Annotated in this window: 14 protein-coding genes; 2 read left to right on the top strand and 12 right to left on the bottom strand. The window is 65.1% G+C overall.

What is annotated here, in order from left to right; translation table 11 throughout:
• Positions 1–326 precede the first annotated feature (326 nt).
• The 7 genes from kdsA to PBR20603_RS08805 form a co-directional block, all read right to left on the bottom strand.
• Positions 327–1,181 (bottom strand): 3-deoxy-8-phosphooctulonate synthase, encoded by an 855-nt coding sequence (gene kdsA / locus PBR20603_RS08835; protein WP_150559171.1) that lies wholly within the window; start codon positions 1,179–1,181, stop codon positions 327–329.
• A 36-nt stretch (positions 1,182–1,217) separates the two neighbouring features.
• Positions 1,218–2,876 carry a CTP synthase gene (gene pyrG, locus PBR20603_RS08830; protein ID WP_150559170.1) on the bottom strand — a complete coding sequence of 553 codons (1,659 nt, stop codon included), beginning with the start codon at positions 2,874–2,876 and terminating at the stop codon, positions 1,218–1,220.
• 179 nt (positions 2,877–3,055) lie between these two features.
• Positions 3,056–3,886, bottom strand: a complete 831-nt coding sequence (locus tag PBR20603_RS08825; protein WP_150559169.1) for an alpha/beta fold hydrolase — start codon at positions 3,884–3,886, stop codon at positions 3,056–3,058.
• Between the two features lie 367 nt (positions 3,887–4,253).
• The gene (locus tag PBR20603_RS08820) at positions 4,254–7,187 is read right to left on the bottom strand and encodes a DNA internalization-related competence protein ComEC/Rec2 (protein ID WP_150559168.1); all 2,934 of its coding nucleotides are present in this window, start codon (positions 7,185–7,187) and stop codon (positions 4,254–4,256) included.
• Between the two features lie 44 nt (positions 7,188–7,231).
• Positions 7,232–8,080, bottom strand: a complete 849-nt coding sequence (locus PBR20603_RS08815; protein WP_150559167.1) for a TatD family hydrolase — start codon at positions 8,078–8,080, stop codon at positions 7,232–7,234.
• A gap of 213 nt (positions 8,081–8,293) precedes the next feature.
• On the bottom strand, positions 8,294–8,998 hold the full coding sequence (gene lolD, locus PBR20603_RS08810; protein ID WP_150559383.1) for a lipoprotein-releasing ABC transporter ATP-binding protein LolD: 705 nt from the start codon (positions 8,996–8,998) through the stop codon (positions 8,294–8,296).
• 13 nt (positions 8,999–9,011) lie between these two features.
• A complete protein-coding gene (locus tag PBR20603_RS08805; protein ID WP_150559166.1) occupies positions 9,012–10,265 on the bottom strand; it encodes a lipoprotein-releasing ABC transporter permease subunit in 1,254 nt (417 codons plus the stop codon).
• 172 nt (positions 10,266–10,437) lie between these two features.
• On the opposite strand from PBR20603_RS08805, the gene PBR20603_RS08800 reads away from it, so the two are divergent.
• Complete coding sequence (locus PBR20603_RS08800; protein ID WP_150559165.1) at positions 10,438–11,517, top strand: regulator; 1,080 nt, start codon at positions 10,438–10,440, stop codon at positions 11,515–11,517.
• Complete coding sequence (gene recJ / locus PBR20603_RS08795) at positions 11,514–13,211, top strand: single-stranded-DNA-specific exonuclease RecJ (RefSeq protein ID WP_150559164.1); 1,698 nt, start codon at positions 11,514–11,516, stop codon at positions 13,209–13,211. Before PBR20603_RS08800 ends, recJ begins: the two co-directional genes overlap by 4 nt.
• Before the next feature lie 93 nt (positions 13,212–13,304).
• On the opposite strand, the gene PBR20603_RS08790 is transcribed toward recJ, so the two are convergent.
• The 5 genes from PBR20603_RS08790 to PBR20603_RS08770 all read right to left on the bottom strand — a co-directional run bounded on the left by PBR20603_RS08790 (position 13,305) and on the right by PBR20603_RS08770 (position 18,706).
• Positions 13,305–13,718, bottom strand: coding sequence for a cupin (locus PBR20603_RS08790; protein WP_150559163.1), 414 nt, complete (start codon positions 13,716–13,718; stop codon positions 13,305–13,307).
• The gene (locus tag PBR20603_RS08785; protein WP_150559162.1) at positions 13,708–14,313 is read right to left on the bottom strand and encodes a hypothetical protein; all 606 of its coding nucleotides are present in this window, start codon (positions 14,311–14,313) and stop codon (positions 13,708–13,710) included. Before PBR20603_RS08785 ends, PBR20603_RS08790 begins: the two co-directional genes overlap by 11 nt.
• A 64-nt stretch (positions 14,314–14,377) precedes the next feature.
• Positions 14,378–16,606, bottom strand: a complete 2,229-nt coding sequence (locus PBR20603_RS08780; RefSeq protein WP_174977850.1) for a TonB-dependent siderophore receptor — start codon at positions 16,604–16,606, stop codon at positions 14,378–14,380.
• 136 nt (positions 16,607–16,742) lie between these two features.
• Complete coding sequence (locus PBR20603_RS08775; protein WP_150559160.1) at positions 16,743–17,711, bottom strand: helix-turn-helix transcriptional regulator; 969 nt, start codon at positions 17,709–17,711, stop codon at positions 16,743–16,745.
• Between the two features lie 98 nt (positions 17,712–17,809).
• Positions 17,810–18,706 carry a LysR family transcriptional regulator gene (locus PBR20603_RS08770; RefSeq protein WP_150559159.1) on the bottom strand — a complete coding sequence of 299 codons (897 nt, stop codon included), beginning with the start codon at positions 18,704–18,706 and terminating at the stop codon, positions 17,810–17,812.
• Between the last annotated feature and the right edge of the window lie 81 nt (positions 18,707–18,787).

Below are 18,787 nucleotides of genomic sequence, written 5' to 3'. Positions count from 1 at the left end.
CATATGCCGCGCGCACGTCGGGCGCACGCGCCGAATCCTGACGTGGGCACCGATGCCGCGATCTTGCGCGCACCGGCCGGACAATACATAGACGGGGGAACAACGGCGCCTCGAAATGAGGCACGGCGGCCTGTGGGACAACTTCGATGGACGGTGCGCTCGGCGTACGGCACACGGGCATCTCCTCGAGGGCTCGCCCTCGCGGCGGCCATTGACGGCCGCTGCGCGACAAGCTTAACGACTCGACGCCGTGCTGCCAAGGCGTCGAAGCGCTATACCCGTCCTGTGGGCGTACTGATATTGGCCCCAGGACGGCGTGTCTCATTTCAGTTGAAATTATTTTCCAGAAACTCACCCTGCTTCACCGCCGCGTCAATGGTCTTGAGCGTGGTGAGCAGTTCACGCATGCGCCCGAGCGGCACGGCGTTGGGGCCATCCGAGAGGGCACAGGCCGGGTCCGGATGTGTCTCCATGAACAGGCCCGACACGCCCACGGCCACAGCCGCGCGCGAAAGCACCGGCACGAACTCGCGCTGGCCGCCCGAGCTGGTGCCCTGGCCGCCCGGCAGTTGTACCGAGTGGGTTGCGTCGAACACGACTGGCGCGCCGGTCTCGCGCATGATCGCCAGCGAGCGCATGTCCGAGACCAGATTGTTGTAGCCGAACGAAACACCCCGCTCGCAAGCCATGAACACGTCATCGGGCAGACCGGCTTCGCGCGCAGCGTCACGGGCTTTGTCGATGACGTTGATCATGTCGTGCGGCGCGAGAAACTGTCCCTTCTTGATGTTCACCGGCTTGCCCGACTGGGCGCAGGCGCGGATGAAATCGGTCTGCCGGCACAGGAACGCAGGCGTCTGCAGCACGTCGACGATGGGCGCGGCCACGGCCACGTCCTCTTCGGTGTGCACATCGGTCAGCACGGGCACGCCGAGTTGACGGCGAACGGCTTCCAGGATCTTCAGGCCCGCCTCGCGCCCGGGGCCGCGAAACGATTTGCCCGAGCTGCGATTCGCCTTGTCGAACGACGACTTGTAGATGAACGGAATGCCAAGCGCGCTCGTCATTTCCTTGAGCTGCCCTGCGACGTCGATGGTCATTTGCTCCGACTCGACGACGCAGGTGCCTGCGATCAGGAAAAACGGCTTATCCAGGCCAACTTCGAAACCGCACAGTTTCATGGGAACTCCTTGTCTCTCGCTCGCGGCCACTCAGTCTCAGGCGGCCTTCTTGCGCGCCTGCTGACCTGCCAGCGCGGCTTCAACGTAAGCCTTGAAGAGCGGATGGCCGTCGCGCGGCGTCGAGGTGAATTCCGGGTGGAACTGAACGCCCACGAACCACGGGTGCACCTGCTGCGGCAATTCCATCATCTCCGGCAGGTTCTCGGTCGGCGTACGCGCCGAGATCACCATACCGGCGGCTTCGAGCTGCGGGACGTAGTGGTTGTTGACTTCGTAACGGTGGCGGTGACGCTCATTGACCGTGTCGCCATAGATGCGCGAGGCGAGCGTTTCGGTCTTGATCGGCACGCGTTGCGAGCCCAGGCGCATCGTGCCACCCAGATCCGAATCTTCGGTACGCTGCTCGATCTTGCCATCGCGATCCTGCCACTCGGTAATGAGGGCGACGACCGGGTGCGGCGTCGAGGGATCGAACTCCGTACTGTTCGCATCGGCCAGCTTGGCCACATCGCGCGCGAATTCGATCACGGCGAGCTGCATGCCAAGGCAGATGCCCAGATACGGCACGCGGTTCTCGCGAGCGTAGCGGATCGCCTTGATCTTGCCTTCGGTACCCCGGCGACCGAAACCGCCCGGCACGAGAATGGCGTCCAGATGCTTGAGGGCGTCCGTGCCGTCCTTCTCGATCTGTTCGGAATCGATGTACTCGATGTTCACGCGCGTTTCCGTGTGGATCGCGGCGTGACGCAGCGCTTCGATGAGTGACTTGTACGACTCGGTCAGATCGACGTACTTGCCAACCATGCCGATGGTGACATCGTGCTTGGGATTTTCGACGGCATGCACCAGACGTGTCCACATGGACAGGTCGGCCGGCTTGGCCTCGATCTTCAGCTCGTCGCAGATGATCTTGTCCATGCCCTGATCATGCAGCATCTGCGGGATCTTGTAGATCGTGTCGACGTCCCAGACCGAGATCACGGCGTCTTGCGGGATGTTCGCGAACAGCGAGATCTTGGCGCACTCGTCTTCCGGAATCTGACGGTCGGCACGGCATAGCAGCACGTCCGGCGAGATACCGATTTCGCGCAGCTTCTGCACGCTGTGTTGCGTCGGCTTGGTCTTGAGTTCGCCGGCCGTTGCAATGTACGGCACGAGCGTCAGGTGCACGAAGGCCACGCTGTTGCGGCCCAGGCGCAGATTCATCTGACGTGCGGCTTCGAGGAACGGCAGCGATTCGATATCGCCGACCGTACCGCCGATTTCGACGATGGCCACGTCCGGATGGCCGTCCCAGGTCGAACGCGCACCGCGCTCGACGAAGGCCTGAATTTCATTGGTGATGTGCGGAATGACCTGAACGGTCTTGCCGAGATACTCGCCACGGCGCTCCTTGCGGATCACCGATTCGTAGATCTGGCCCGTCGTGAAGTTGTTCGCACGACGCATCTTGGCGCTGATGAAGCGCTCATAGTGGCCCAGATCGAGGTCGGTTTCCGCACCATCCTCAGTGACAAACACCTCGCCGTGCTGAAACGGGCTCATCGTGCCCGGGTCGACGTTGATGTAGGGGTCAAGTTTGAGGAGAGTGACTTTGAGGCCACGCGATTCTAGAATCGCGGCCAGAGATGCGGCAGCAATTCCCTTACCAAGAGAGGAAACCACGCCGCCCGTGACAAAAACGAATTTGGTCATCGCAGTAATTGCTCGCGGGAAAGCCGGATTATACCCGAAAGCCGCCCCGCCCTCGACGTGCGGCGCGGCAAATTTTGGCCTTGACAGGCACCGCGCGCGCCGTCCTGTCACGACAAGCGCGCCCCGGCGCGAATCCACCCGGCCCCGCTCCCCCTGGACGCAAGCGGCCCGCGCAGGCCTTACGCCGCGAGCGGGCGGCGATGCTCGCCGCGCAGCTCCGCGAGCATGTCGCGCACCGCAGCGGCAGTCTCCAGCGGGCGCTCCATCGGGAAGAGATGAGTGCCGTGGACATAGCGCAAATGGGTGCCGACGATACGGCGCGTCGCCCCGATTCCCGCCTGGCGCAGCTCGCGCGACTCGGTACCCGCGAGAAACCCGACCGGCACAGGCACGCCGCGCATGGCCCGCACAGCAAGCAGCGGCGGCAGCGTCAGATAGATGCGATATTCGATTTCTCGAGCAAACGCCAGGCGCCGGGCCGCGCCTTCACCGGTCGGCGATGTGCCGCAGTCGATATAGTCGCGCAGCACGTCCGGGTCCCAACGGGCGAAGGCCGGCTTACCGACGAAATGCTGCCATGCGGCTTCCCAGTCGGGCCAACGATCGCGACGCCGCTTGGTCACGCCGGCAGGCGACAGCCGTTCGTAAAGCCCGGTGAGCAGACCCAGCCGGAGCATCTGCGTGCGCCAGCCCGGCGTGACGATAGGCGAATCGATCATCACGACACCACGCACGCACTGCGGCGCCTTGAGCGCGGCCATTAGGCTCAGGAACCCCCCGAGCGAATGCCCAACCAGCCAGACCGGCTCGCCGTGATACTGGCGCACGAGCGTGTCCACCAACTCGTTGCGCAAATAGCGCCAACCCGGCGTGACCGGATAGCGCGGATCGTGACCGATACGGTCGATGGCACGCACGTCGTACTCGTCGGCCAGCGCACCGAGCATCTTGCGATAGACGCCCGCTGGAAAGCCGTTGCCGTGCGAAAAATGGATGATGTCTCTTGTCATGGAATTCTGTATGTTGCCAAGCCGGCCTTGCGCGAATCTCGCTGGTGTCGGCCGGAGTGCCGCGACTGCCCTTTTGCGCTGCCCGCGCTGCCCGCGAAGCCCGCGAAGCCCGAATCGGATTCCGGGAGAATCCGCCGCCTGGCACTTGCCGAACCATTCTAGCGAACCGCCCGTGGAGTACCGGTAGAGGTTTCCGTCGAATCGCGAAATCCGCGAAATCCGCGAAATCCGCGAGGTCCGCGAGGTCCGCGAGGTCCGCGAGGTCCGCGAGGTCCGCGAAGTCCGCGAGGTCCGCGAGGTCCGCGAAGTCCGCGAAGTCCGCGAAGTCCGCGAAGTCCGCGAGGTCCGCGTTGGTCCGCCAACGCCTTCAACCGCCCGCTCGGCCCGGTCTCCGTGCGTCGATCTCCGAGATATCCGGCACTTCCGCGTGCCAGTACCGCCGGTATTGCTCTCGATACGATCGTGCCTCGATTTGGTCTCGGGTGATCGAAAACCGAACGCCTCCGTGCGATACGGTTTGCCAAATTCGAGTGCCTGCCGCCCGATAGCGCGCGATGATCGCCGGCCTCGGATGCCCAAAGCGGTTGCGATAGCCGGTTTGAAACACCCCGTGGGCCGGCGATACAGCCGCCACGAATGCCGGTGTCGATGAGGTCAAACTCCCGTGATGCGGCACAAGCAGGATGTCCGAGCGCAATCCCGCGCCAAATCGTGCCAGCATGGCACGCTCCTGAGGCGCTTCGGCGTCAGCTGCGAGTAGCGCGCTGTGTTTCCCATTCGATACGCTAAGCACGCAACTGACCCCGTTCGGCCCGACGCGTCCGCCCCATCCATCGCGCAAGGTCGCCTTATCCGGGTGCAGAAAGCGGAATGTCACGCCGTCCCACGTCCACTGTTGTCCCGCGAGGCAGGTTCGATGCGAGGCGGCAGCGCGACGCACCGGATGCGAAGCGGGCAACGACGAGAGCATCTGCGCGTCCGGATAGGCCCTAAGCACGCTCAACGCGCCGCCAAAGTGATCGTCGTGGGCGTGGCTGACGACGACGCGATCGAGCCGCTCAATCCCATGGGCTCGCAGATAGGGAACGATCACACGGCGCCCCGTATCGCTGCGCCTTCCCAGCGGCGGCCCGGCATCGAAGAGGAGCGTGCGCGTTGCCGTTTCGACCAGCACGGCATTGCCCTGCCCGATGTCGAGCATGGTGACGCGAAACTCCTCCGCGCCGGGCCGCGGCGACGAAGCGAGCCACGCCGGACCCATCAACGCGAAACCGGCAAGGCGAATGCCGACGAGCCAAGCCTTCGCCCTGCGTATGCCAACGGGCAGCGGTATCAGGCACAGGATCACGCCGCCGACAGCCGCAGCCTGAGCCCATGGCGGGGCAACGGCTGCACGCCATACGGCCCACGGCAATGCCGCCAGTGTTCCGAGCCAATCCGCCAGCCAGACGACCACGAGGTGTGCCAGCGCAAGCGCCCAATGTGCCAATGTCGCGGGCAATAACAGGCTGATCAACGCCAGCGGCGTCACGATCAGTGTCATCACCGGAATGGCGATGGCGTTCGCCAATGGCCCCAGCAACGGCACGGCGCCAAACCATGCCAGCGTCAACGGCACCATTCCTATCGTGACCGCATATTGCGCGCGCGCCGACCGCCAGAGGCCGGCGGCCACCGCCGCTCTCCAGCGGCAAAAAGCTCCCGTGAAGCTCGCCTGCTCCGACACGCCACGCACTTCCCGCGATCTTTCCAGCGCCCGAACCAGCCCCGTCCCACCGGGCCCCGACACACCCGACACATCGGAGACATCGGAGATATTTTGCGCATCGGACGCGCGCGGCACATCGCGCCGCCGCGCCGTCCGCCATGGTTCGCGACGTCTCGCGGCCATGACCAGCGCGGCAACCGCACCAAACGAAAGCCAAAGCCCAGGCGTCACCACGGCCCATGGATCGAGCGTGACGATCACCGCCAACGCCCACATCAGCGCGTAAGACGGCGCAGCGAATCGGCCATTGAGCAGCGCCACCACCAGAATCGCCACCATGCCGACAGCCCGACGCACCGGCACCCCCCATCCGGCCACCGCGCCATAAGCCACCGCCGCGAGCAAACCGGCCACAGCTGCGGCCTTCGGCGCCGGCCACCATAGCGGCAAGCTGAAGCGCCGGCCGCACGCTCGTCGCCACAACATCCCGATGAACGCAGCAAATGCCCCCGCAACCAGCGATACATGCAGCCCAGAGATCGCCAGCAGATGACTCACGCCGGTATCGGCAAACACTTGCCAGTCATCATCAGCCATATCGCCACGCTCTCCCAGCGCCAGTGCCATCAACACACCGCCGTATCGCGCCGACGGGCCCAGGGCGGTGCGAAATTTGTCGCGTAACCGGTCGCGCCACGCCACCAACCGGTATCCCGGCATCGGCCCGGGTTGCAGACGCCGTACCCCGTTCACCTTCGACGCTCTTCCCCCGGCATAGGAAGCCCGCACATACCCCGTCGCGCGAATGCCCCGAACGAGCGCCCTCAACTCGGCATCGAAACCGTGCCAGTTCGCAAAGCCTCGCGGGGCCTTCAATCGCACCGGCAATCGCCATCGCTCACCTGCCCGCAGATGCCCGGCCCCTGCGGCGCCTTCGTCCCCGGCCGGCAGCCACCGCGCTGGCCCGATGTCGTTGTCAGACGCGCCTCCTCGACGCCCGAGCGGCGCACGTCCGGCCCATACCAGTTCGATGTGCGTCGGGACATGCGCGGGTGGGCAAGACGTGTCGCCGGCGATCGCCCCCGGTTGGTCGCCACGCTTCCCGGGCATCGCCGGCGCGATCTCGGACGCCGGCACCACACATCCGCCGTCCATGAGATACGCGCTCTCCACGTCGAACGTGAATCGCAATCCATCGCCGGTCGCGACAGGCAGCCCGGCGACGATGCCGATGACCGTCAGATCCGCCCCTTCCAACGCGACGGAAAGGCGATCACTCAATCGCGCGTCGGCCCGAAGCGCCGCCCACGAATACCCGAGCACCGCAGCACAAATGGCGAGCACCATGACCATGCACCGCTGAGGCCACCCGCTATCGGGATGCGAAGCGCCACGGACAATGCCAGCGCCGCTGCGCCCCGCCAGCGCCTGCGCGCCATCGTGCCCGTTTCGCATCAACGCCCAGATCGCACACGCCGCACTCACGCCCCCGGCAACGCCAATCGCCACAGCGAAGCCCCTCCCGCCGGGCAAGGCCGACGCCTGTTGCAGCCACCAGACGCCCGCGACCCACGCAAGCAGCACAAGTCTCATGACGTCCCCGCGTCACGTATCGAAAACCGCGCGACGCCGCAGCGTCAGCGCGCCGGTTCGTCGGAGATGAGGGAAATGCTGGCGACAGGCCCGTCGCCGGGCGCCATGGCCATCGCCCCCGGCAGACGCGGCAGCACACGCCACGCGTTGGCGCACGTCGCCTGCGACAGCGTGTCGGACGACACCCCGCGCAGTTCCGCGAGCACCTGTGCGATGCGTGGCAGTTCCACCGGACTGTTGCGCTGCTTGTAGCGCCACGCCGGCGCGATGTCGGGCGCGTCGGTTTCCAGCACCAGCGCCGACAGGGGCAGATCCACCGCGAGACGGCGGATCTGCAAGGCACGGTCGAACGTCATCTGCCCGCCGAACCCCAGACAGAAGCCTCGCTCGACGAACAGGTCCGCCTGCTGGCGGCTGCCATTGAAGGCGTGAGCGATGCCGCCGCGCGGCGTGAAGATGCGCAGTTGCTTGAGCAAGGCATCCTGCGAGCGGCGTACATGAAGAATGACGGGCAAATCGAAGTCACGCGCGATCTTCAACTGCTCGACGTAGAAGAACTGCTGACGTTCCGGATCAAGTGTGCTGACGAAGAAATCCAGCCCGATCTCGCCGATGCCGACGAAACGCGGATCGCCCATCGCCCGCTCGACAGCGCGGCGCAATGTGGCAATGTCCTCATCGCGCGCCCTTGGCGTGTAAAGCGGATGAATGCCCAATGCGTAAGCGCCGCCAGGGATCGCGCCTGCGGCTGCACGCGCCGCGTCGAACGTCGCGCATTCGACGGCGGGCACCACCAGCCCCGCCACGCCCTGTGCCACGGCGTCAGCAATTACGGTCGCGCGGTCGGCGTCAAACTCGGCCGCATCGAGATGGCAATGGGTATCGATCCACATGGTCAGGTGTCCTTGAGCGTCAATTCTACGGGTCGATGACAAGGCTCGCACGGTGGCCTGTTCATGACCATCGGACAACACCGCGTTACGGTCTAGGACATCGCCGAAACTGACGTTGTCCCGCCCCCCCCCCCGAAAAACAAAACGCCGGGGAAAACCCCGGCGCTTCGTCAATGTCGCCCAGCGTCAGGCGCCAGCACTTTCGCCCGGCGTTCAGGCCGGTTCCAGCACGCCTTCGCGCAATCGCAACGCGCGGTCGCAGCGGCGGGCCAGATCGATATCGTGCGTCACGATCACAAAACTGGTCTTCAGCGTCTCGGACAACTCGAGCATCAGTTCGAACACCGTCTCGGCGGTATGCCCGTCGAGGTTGCCGGTCGGCTCGTCGGCCAGCACGCAAGCCGGCTGCGTGACCAGCGCTCGCGCCATCGCCACGCGCTGACGCTCGCCGCCCGACAACTCCGACGGACGATGCTTCATGCGCGGGCCGAGCCCCACCCGTTCGAGCATGGCCTGCGCCGTTTGACGTGCCTGTTCTGTCGGCATACGGCGAATGCGCAGCGGCATCGCCACGTTATCGAGCGCCGAGAATTCGGCCAGCAGATGGTGGAACTGGTACACGAAGCCGAGCGACTGATTGCGCTGCGTCGTCTTGTCGCGCTCTTTGAGCGACGAGAACGGCTTGCCCAGCAGCGACACCTCGCCACGCGACGGATCGTCGAGTCCGCCCAGCACATGCAGCAGTGTGCTCTTGCCAGACCCCGACGCGCCCACGATCGCCACCTTCTCGCCGGGCAACACATCGAGACTCGCGCCGTTGAGTACCGTCACATTCAGTTGGCCTTGCTTGAATGTCTTGTGCAGATCGCGCGCGCGCAGCACCGGGCCGTCGTAAGCCAGATTCGACACAGGGGCCATAGGTTTGTTGGCGTCACTCATAGCGCAGGGCCTCCGCCGGTTTGACGCGCGAGGCACGCCAGCTCGGGTAGATCGTCGCCAGTGCCGACAGGATGAAGGAAATCACCCCGATGCGGATCACGTCCGACGATTGCAGATCCGAAGGCAATTCGGAGATGAAATAAATGTCTTGCGGCAGGAAGTGGATGCCAAGCATGCGCTCGATGAATGGCACGATGGTGCCGATGTTGACCGAGATGAGACAGCCCAGCCCCACCCCGAGCAACGCCCCGGCGAAGCCGATCGTCACGCCCTGCACGATGAAGATCTTCATGATCGAGCCCGGCTGCGCACCGAGCGTTCGCAGAATCGCGATGTCCGCGTACTTGTCGGTCACCGTCATCACGAGCGAGGACACCAGGTTGAAAGCGGCCACGGCGATGATAAGCGTCAGGATGATGAACATCATGCGCTTTTCGGTCTGCACCGCGACGAACCAATTCTTGTTCTGCTGCGTCCAGTCACGCACCCACATGTTGCCGGACAGCGTCTTGGCAAGCTCGCGCGCCACCAGCGGCGCTTGCTCCATATCCTGAATTTTCAGACGCACGCCCGTCGGACCATCGAGACGGAACAGCGTCTCGGCATCGTGCAGATCGATCAGGGCCAGCGAACTGTCGTATTCATAGTGACCCGCCGTGAAAATGGCCACCACGGTGAATTGCTTCACGCGCGGCAGCACCCCGGCGGGGGTGATCGTCCCCTGCGGCGCCACCAGCGTGATCTTGTCGCCGATGGTCACACCCAGCGCCCGGGCCAGTTCGCGCCCGAGCACGATGCCGAAACCGCCCGGCGTCAGATTGGCGAGCGTGCCGTCCGTGATCTGCTTTCCGAGATCGGAAACCTTGGCTTCTTCGCTGGGAACGATACCGCGCAGCACCACGCCGCGCACGTTGTCATCGCGCGTGAGCATGGCCTGCTCGCCCACGTAGGGAGCGGCAGCAATCACGCTCTTGTTCTGAAGCGCTTCGGCGGCCGTGCGCTGCCAGTCGGGCAAATTGCCGTCGACCGCGAAGACCTCGATGTGCGCCAGCACGGAGAGCATGCGGTCCCGAACTTCCTTCTGAAAGCCGTTCATCACCGAGAGCACCACGATGAGCGCCGCCACGCCCAGCGCAATGCCGGCCATGGAGATGAAGGAAATGAAGGAAATGAAACCGTTGCCGGATGATCGCTTGCCGGTGCGCGTATAGCGCCAGCCGATCTGCCATTCGTATGGGAATTTCAAACGGATTCCTGATTCTTGATAAGGATCGATCGGAGCGTAGCGGCACCGGTCTGCACCGGCTCCCGCGCCCCCGCACCCGGCCCCGGCCCGGCGCGAAGGACGGTACGTTCCGTACCTGACGTCAGGGTCACCCAACTGCCAGCGCGAAGTTTGCCATACAATTCGCCTCGACATGGATACACCTGCCCTGCACTTTCTCTTGCCGTTCGCGCTGCCCGCGTCGGCCCATTTGCCCGCACTGCTGGCCGAATTGGAGTTGCCCGCGCTCGAAAAGTTGCTCGCGCGCGGCGTCCAGGCGGCGCAGGACGTGCCGGAAGACCCGTTTGTCCCCACGCTGCCGCATGAACGCTGGCTGACCGACGCCTTTGGCCTGCCCGGTGCGCCGTCGCGCGCGCCGCTTGCGCCGTTCATGCTGCTCGAAGACAGCGGCACGCTCGACACCCGTTTCTGGTACTGCGCACAGCCCGCGCACATCCATATCGCCACCGACCACCTGGTGCTGACGGATCCGGCCGAACTGGCGCTGAGCGCCGAGGAATCGGCCGCCCTCTTCGCCACCGCGCACGCGCTGTTTGCCGAAGAAGGGGCCGAGTTGATCGCACCGCGTGCTGACCGTTGGTACCTGAGCGCGCCGGCCTTGGGCGACCTCCTCACGGCGTCGCCCGCGCGCGCTGCGGGCCGTAACGTCGATATCTGGCTGCCGCAAGGCAACGCCGAGTTGACGTGGCGCAAGTGGCAGAACGAAGTGCAGATGGCCTGGTACGACCATCCGGCCAATCAGGCTCGCGAAGCGCGCCGCCTGCCGCCGGTCAACGCCATCTGGCTCTACGCAGGCGGCCAACGTATCGCCGCACCGCGTCTGAACCGGCCGTGCGTGACGATTCTGGCGGACGATCCCGCCACGCGCGGCCTGGCGACCCATCTGCAGATCGCCCTGCATGGCACAAACGCCGGCCTGGCTGCCGCCAACGGCCGAACCTTCGTGCAGATCGACACCCTGACACCGCATTTCCTGATGGAAGACTGGGCCCGTTGGCGCGATGCCCTGGTCGACATCGAGCGCACATGGCTCGCGCCTGCGCTGGAGCGCGTGAGCAAGGGGCAGGCGCGGGAAGTCTCGCTCACCCTGTGCGGCGACAGCCACAGCGTGACGATTCGCTCACGCAGCGGCGACCTGCGCAAGTTCTGGCGCCGTCAGGCGCTCGACGCCCGCATGGTGCAGTTCGCCCGGATTGGCGAGGAAGTCACATGACCGACATCGTCACCCGCCATGTCGACGACGCGACGGCCGACGCCCTCGCGCGCGACGGTGTCCACCCGGTACTCGCCCGCCTGTTCGCCTCGCGCGGCGTGGCCGGGAGCGCCGAGACGGAAACGGCGCTCGCTCGTCTGATTCCTCCCTCGCAGCTCAAGGGGGCGCAAGAAGCCGCCGTCTTCCTTGCCGACGCCATTGCCGCCGGCAAGCGCATGCTCGTGGTGGCCGACTACGATTGCGACGGCGCGACCGCATGTGCCGTGGCCGTGCGCGGTCTGCGCATGTTCGGCGCGAAGGTCGAATATCTCGTGCCGAACCGCTTCGAATACGGTTATGGCCTGACCCCCGAAATCGTGGCGTTGGCTGCGCAAGGCAAACAGGGGCCGCCCGATGTGCTGATCACGGTCGACAACGGCATTGCCAGCCTCGACGGGGTGGCCGCCGCACAGGCGCTCGGTATCGAAGTGGTGGTGACCGATCACCACTTGCCGGGCAGCGAATTGCCCAACGCGCGCTGCATCGTCAACCCGAACCAGCCCGGCTGCGAATTCCCGAGCAAGCATCTGGCCGGTGTCGGCGTGATGTTCTATGTCCTGCTCGCCCTTCGGGCCGAGTTGCGCTCACGCGGCGCGTTCGATGCCCGCGAGCAGCCCCGCCTCGACGCCCTGCTCGACCTGGTCGCACTGGGCACGGTCGCGGACGTCGTCAAACTCGATGCCAACAACCGCATTCTGGTGGCGCAGGGTCTCTCGCGCATGCGCGCGGGTCGCATGCACCCGGGCATCAACGCGCTCTTTCGCGCCGCCGCCCGCAACGCGCGTCAGGCGGGCAGCTTCGATCTGGGCTTCGGTCTCGGCCCGCGGCTGAACGCCGCCGGACGCCTCGCCGATATGTCGCTGGGTATCGAATGTCTTCTGACCGACGACGATGGGCGCGCCTGGACGCTCGCACAAGAGCTCGACGCGATGAATCGCGAGCGCCGCGAGATCGAAGCCGGCATGCAACAGGAGGCGCTGGCCGATCTGGCGCGCTTCGATCCGCGTGCCGCCACCACGCTGTGCGCTTTCAACGAAACCTGGCATCAGGGCGTGATCGGGATCGTGGCCGCCCGCCTCAAAGAGAAGTTCTATCGCCCGACCATCGTGTTCGCCCCGGGTGACGACGGCCAGATCAAGGGCTCCGGCCGCTCGATCCCCGGCTTTCACTTGCGCGACGCCCTCGATCTGGTCACCAAGCGCGAACCGGGCCTGATCGCCAAGTTCGGTGGCCACGCGATGGCCGCCGGCCTCACGATCGCCGCCGACGCCCTGCCGCGCTTTCAGGCGGCGTTCGAAGCGGTCGGACAGGCGTGGCTCGATGAGAAGACGCTGTCGCGCGTGATCGAAACCGATGGCGACATCGGCGACGAATGCTTCGTGCCGCCATTCGTCGCGTTGCTCGACGCGCAAGTGTGGGGACAAGGCTTCCCGCCGCCGGTGTTCTCGGGCGAGTTCGATGTGCTCTCGCAAGCCATCCTCAAGGACAAGCATCTGAAGCTGCAACTCGGTCGCGGACGCATGCGCTTCAATGCCATCTGGTTCAATCACGCCGACACCTTGCCGAGCCGTGCGCAGTTTGCGTATCGACTGGCAGCAGACACGTTCAACGGCGTGTCGCGCGTGCAGATGATTGTCGAACACGCTCAGGCGTGAAGCCACACGGCGACGGTGCCTGCGCCATGCCGGCACCGGCCGCACCGTCGCCTTCCCCAACATCGCCGTTTTCCGGCAAGCCCGACACCGGAATCACCCAAACGGTTGCGCCGCGCGACGCGTTCTCCCGGTCGGCGTGACGAAGGCCAGCACGGCAGGCACGAGCACCCGCACACGGTGCCAGCAGCGCGACGGCACCACCGCCAATCGTGGCCCCACGATCTCCAGTGTGCGCGCGACGCCCGCCAGATCCACGTAATCGACGGCCAGCGCACCCCGCGCGACTATCAGCAATTCATCGCCCGCCTCGTGGCACTCCCATACGTCAGCATGCACCGAGGCATCGTCCGGCGCGTCGAACATGCCGATCATGCGACGCGCGCCGCCACGGGCAGCGAGAGCCGCGAGGCTATCGTCGTCATAAAGACCGATAAGTGAATCGCGACCTTGCTCGCAGACCCACGGCAGATGCGCACCGAGCGCCCTTTCCCCGTCATCAACGTTCACGGCCGGCCTCCCCGGCAGCACCCGCCCCAGTCAGCACGAGCGCCGCCGATATATGACGTGGCCCCATCACACGCTGACCGGTCAGCACGATGGTGCGCATCGCCTCGGCCCAGCCATGCATCGACGCCAGATTCACTTCGGCATGAACTACGCTCGTGCCCGCCGAACTCGCCCGCTTCGGCGCCTTGCCGGCCGGCCACGCGCGCCGCAGTTCATCGTCGACCGGCGTGTCGTGAAAGCCGCCGCTCATCGTCATGTCGAGCGCAAGCGTGCCCTGCCCCTCGCCGGTGCAGTACGCCATGCCGACTACGCCGAACCGATGCTCGCCCTCCGACACCAACCCCGTCACCTGGAACAGACGAGACGACGCCCCCTCACGCGGCGCGAGCACCAGTTCGATGGGCAACGGCCCCTCGCCTTCCAACTGGTAAGTGCCTCGCAGTGTTGAAACCGTCGCCAGGGCCGTACAGACACTCGCCCCGCCAACCGGCGCTGTCGTCTGCGCATGTGCCGTCGGCACACCGGCCACCCCAGTCACCGCGGCGGCTACGGCCACGTGGCGGATTGCCCGCGTCAAGATCGTCACGTTGCTCATGAATTCGCTCCTTGTTCATTGAGAGACGAACGCGATCGGAACACCCGCGCGTTCGCCGAAGAGATCAGTAATCGGCGCGCAAGGTCATCATCACGCTGCGCGGCGTGCCGTAATGGTTGTTCCAGTTCGCATTCGACAGGCTCTGGTAGTAGCGGCGGTCGAACACATTGTTCACATTGAGCGACGCCGACACATGCTTGCTGTAGCGATAGCCCGTGCGCAGATTCACAGTTGCGTACCCGCCTTGCCGCAGCCGTATGCCGTTCGAAGTGGCCGACGTCTCGCTCTGCACATCGACACCGCCCCCCACGCTCCAGCGCCGCGCGTCGAACGGCAGGTCGTAGTTCGTCCACAGGCGCAGCAAGTGACGCGGCGCGAAATCCGAGAACGATTGCCCTTGCATCGCGGTGTCGCTCAGGTACTTCGTCGTATTGAAGGTGTACCCCGCAAACACGTTCCAGGCGTCGGTGATCTGACCATTGGCCTGCATCTCCACACCCTGGCTCTGCACTTCGCCCGACGCGATGTAGCGGCAAGTCGTGCCCACGCACGGCACGCTCGGATCGGTCTGCGCGCGGTTTTTCTGACGGATACGAAAGACGGCCAGCGAGACATCGAGTGCACCGTCGAACAGTTGCCCTTTCACCCCCGCTTCGTAGCTCGCCCCCGTAATCGGCTTGAGCAGGCGGTTGCTGGCATCGAGCACGGTCTGCGGCTGGAAGATGTCGGCGTAGCTCGCGTATAGCGACCATTGGTCGTTGAGATCGAACACCACGCCGCCATAGGGCGTGGCCTTCGCGCCGGTGCGGTAACTGCTCACCGGTGCGTGCTGGTCCCACCACGACACGCGCGCACCGAGCACCAGTGTCAGCGGTTGAGCAAGACGGATGCGGCCCATCGCGTACGCCCCGTTTTGCACAGTGCGTGTGGGCGTTACGTTCGAGAACGGCCCGGTGGCGGGCTCCGGCACGGAATTCGGGTCCCAGCGGAAGACGTTGACGGGTTTGCCGTTCACCGACGGGATCAATGCAGCGCTACGTTGCTGCGTCGTGGATTCGAGACGCTGCAAGCCGAAGAGCAGATGATGTTCACGACCGAACAGCTTTACCGGACCATCGACCTGCAAGTCCACGCCCGTTTGCGCGTTGTCGAAGCGGTACGCCGCGCCGGTCAATTGGCTGCCGGCACCGGTCGCGGGATTGATCGCCCCGAACGCCACGCCGTATTTCAGATCGCCGCCCCCATCGAGATAGTTCGCCGAGAGCTTGGCCGCCCAGCCGTTGCCGAGTTGCTGCTCCAGCGTGCCGAACACACGGGTCTCGGTCCAGTCGAAGGTGTCCCACGACGAGCCGAGGAAGATCGAGCGCGGCAGGTTCAAATCGCCGCCCGTAGTCGAGAATGGCACGCCTGCGAGGTTCGGTGTCGACGTCGTGCGTTGATGTTGAACGCCCACGCGAAACAGCGTCGACGACGTCAGGTCGGCTTCCGCCACGCCATAGACGGTGGTCGCGTGCTGGCGGCCAACGTCGTAGTCCATGCGCTGACGATCGTCCGACACCGCGACACGTGCGCGCAACGACCCGCTGTCGTTGAGCGGACCGCCAATGTCGGCCTCCTCTCGATAGCGATCCCAACGGCCCAATGTAAGGCTGGCCGACGCCGCGAAGGTCTTGCCCGGCCGCTTGTGCACGAGGTTGATGAGGCCGCCGGGGTTGCCGGTGCCATGAAACAGGCCGGTCGAGCCACGAATGATCTCGACGCGCTCGTAGGGCGTCATGTCCTGCGGGCCGGCGGCCGTGTTGGCCATCAGCACGGGGACACCGTCCTGCTCAAAGGCGTCGAGCTTGAAACCGCGCGAGTAGAACGCCGTCGTGAGCAACACATACGGCTGCACGGTAATGCCGGGCACGTTTTGCAGCACGTCCTCGACAGTGTGTGTGCCCTGCTGCTGCATGAGCTTCTCGTCGACAACGATGACAGTCTGCGGAATGTCACGCACCGACGGCGCAATTCTGCCCAGCAAGGAACCTTGCGTGGCGGCGTCGCGCTCGGCCGTGCCAATGACGTGCGTGACTGGCAGCGCAGCGGCTTGCGACGATGAATCCGGCGCGTCGGAAGCGGAAATTGAAGGGGAAGAAGCGAACGCCGCAGACGCGACTTGTGCAAACACTGGCGTCACGGCCCCGCCCGCGACGGCGGCAAACGCCGCGATGGCAACGGCGCGCCACACCCCGGGCACGACCGTCGAACACTGGGATTCGACGCGGTAACGACTTGTGGTTTTGAAAGACATCGGCAAGACACCAACGAGACTGAGAATCGATCTCGTCATCGTGACGGGTGCGCGTCGCCGCCACTCGCGCTTGCATCACCAAGGTTAGCGATGGCATCACAAATTGATGCGCCAGCGTGTCACTCGCTTCGACGCGTCAGCGCGCCAATCCCGCCTCACGCGTGAGCGTGTTGGGCAGTACACCGAAGCGTGCGCGGAAGACTTTCGTGAAATGCGAGTCGGTATAGCCGCATTGCCACGCAGCCTCGCTCACGCTGATTCGTCGCGCACTGAGAAGTTCGAACGCCGTCGCCAGACGCCGCTCGCGCACGTATCCGTGCACGGTCGTGCCGAATTGTTCGCGAAAGCCAGCACACAATTTATTGACGTTGATACCGACCTCGCGGGCCAGTGCGGGTAACGACGGCGGTGCCTGCAAGCGCTCGTCGAGCACGTCGCGGGCAGCCAGGACAGCACGGCGCATCACCCGCTCGCGAGGGGATTCCACGGTGATCTGCCGCTCTGCCCCACCGAGGGAGCGCGCAGGATAATCGTCCGGCATGTCGGTCGCGTCAGGGGGGTATGCCGCACATCGCGCCAACGCGTCGAACGTCTGACCGACGAGCGCGAGGCGCTGCCAGGACGCATCGCCATCGTCAGCCGCCGGCGACGTCATCGCACTTGCCCAACGCCACTCTTCGGCACTCATGCCGCGCGTGAGCACCGCACTGCTATCGCACCAGTCACCCCTCACGCGGCGCGAATCGCCTACCGCCTCGCGCCAGCGCCGTGTCAGCGAATGTGCGTCCAGACCGCACGTCGCGTGCAGATAACGCTCGGAGAGCCGTAGGCTGCAATAGCGCAACGTGTCCGACTCGACATAGACGTTGTCGATGTCGAGCGCAGTCGCGCCAAAGCAGATATTGACGCTGCCCGGCCCCGCGCTCAACAGCGATGCGCCACCGGCGCCCCACTGCAACGCTCCGTCGAGCAGAAACACGATCTTGATGTCGCCGCCGGCAAGCGCTTCGCGCACAGACTCGCCCGCCTGCGCCTGCTGTACGCCGCGCGCGAACGATAGCCCCTCGAAATCGATGACGTGCCGCCAAGGCTGAGCATTGGCCATCTCCGGATTATCCTCGACTCAAATGTTAATGAGACACATTATCATTTGATGATCCGCTTTATGCAATGCATCACCCGCGTTCCCGCCTGGCGGGAAGATTAAACGGGCTGCGCCTCGGCGACGTACTCGTGCATGACACGCAAGAAGGCTTCGCGCGCCGGATGCACGTCGACACCGCGATGCCGGACGAAGAAGTTCGGCACAGCGGCCAGATCTTCCATCGCGTGGCCGACAATGTTGGCCTCCTTCCGATACCGCAGATAGATACCGCGCGGCACGAGCGAGTAACCGACGCCAGCACCGACACAGGCCACGATCGTCGCGTAACTGCCATAGCTGAGAATGCGCCCCGGCGTGACGGCGTTCGCCGCCAGCCATTGCTCCATCGTGGCGCGATACGGACAGCCCGGCGGCCACATCAGTAGCGTGGCGCCCGACAGGTCCGACGCTTCGAGCACCCGCCCCGCCCGGGCTGGGGCCACCAGCACGATCGGCTCACGATAGACCTCATCGGACACGATAACGGCCTGCGCCTGAGCTTCGAGACAGGCGGTTCCCGCTATCAGCGCCGCGTCGACGCGGCCATGCTGGATCTCGTCGAGCAGGTTGAGCGACGTGTCAGTCACCAGATTCAGACGTACCTTCGGATACGCCGCGTGAAAGCGTGCGAGCACCGCTGGCAACCGCGACGTTGCCGACGACTCGATCGCCCCCAGCGAAAAGTCGCCGGACGGCTCGCTTGCCGGATTGAGCGCCGCGCTGGCCTCACGCGAGAGCGCCAGAATCCGGTCGGCATAGCCAAGCAGTGTGCGCCCGCTCGGCGTGAGTTGCAGACGTCGCCCCTGCCGATGGAAGAGCTTGACGCCTACCGTGTACTCGAGCGCCCGAATGCGGGCCGTGACGTTCGACTGCACGCAGTGCAGCGCTTCGGCAGCGCCAAGCACGCTGCCTTCGTCGACGATGGCCTTGAAGGTCTGAAGCTGGAGAAAATCCATGAATGTCTCCCGGGCCGGGTTGCGGATAGCGGATAGCGGATCGCAGGAAGGAAGGGGTTGAATCGGCAAATGTTAAGCGAC

Source organism: Pandoraea bronchicola (assembly GCF_902459805.1).
Lineage (GTDB): Bacteria > Pseudomonadota > Gammaproteobacteria > Burkholderiales > Burkholderiaceae > Pandoraea > Pandoraea bronchicola.
The sequence above is the reverse complement of the archived record's forward strand: the minus strand, read 5'-3'. Positions and strand labels throughout refer to the sequence as shown.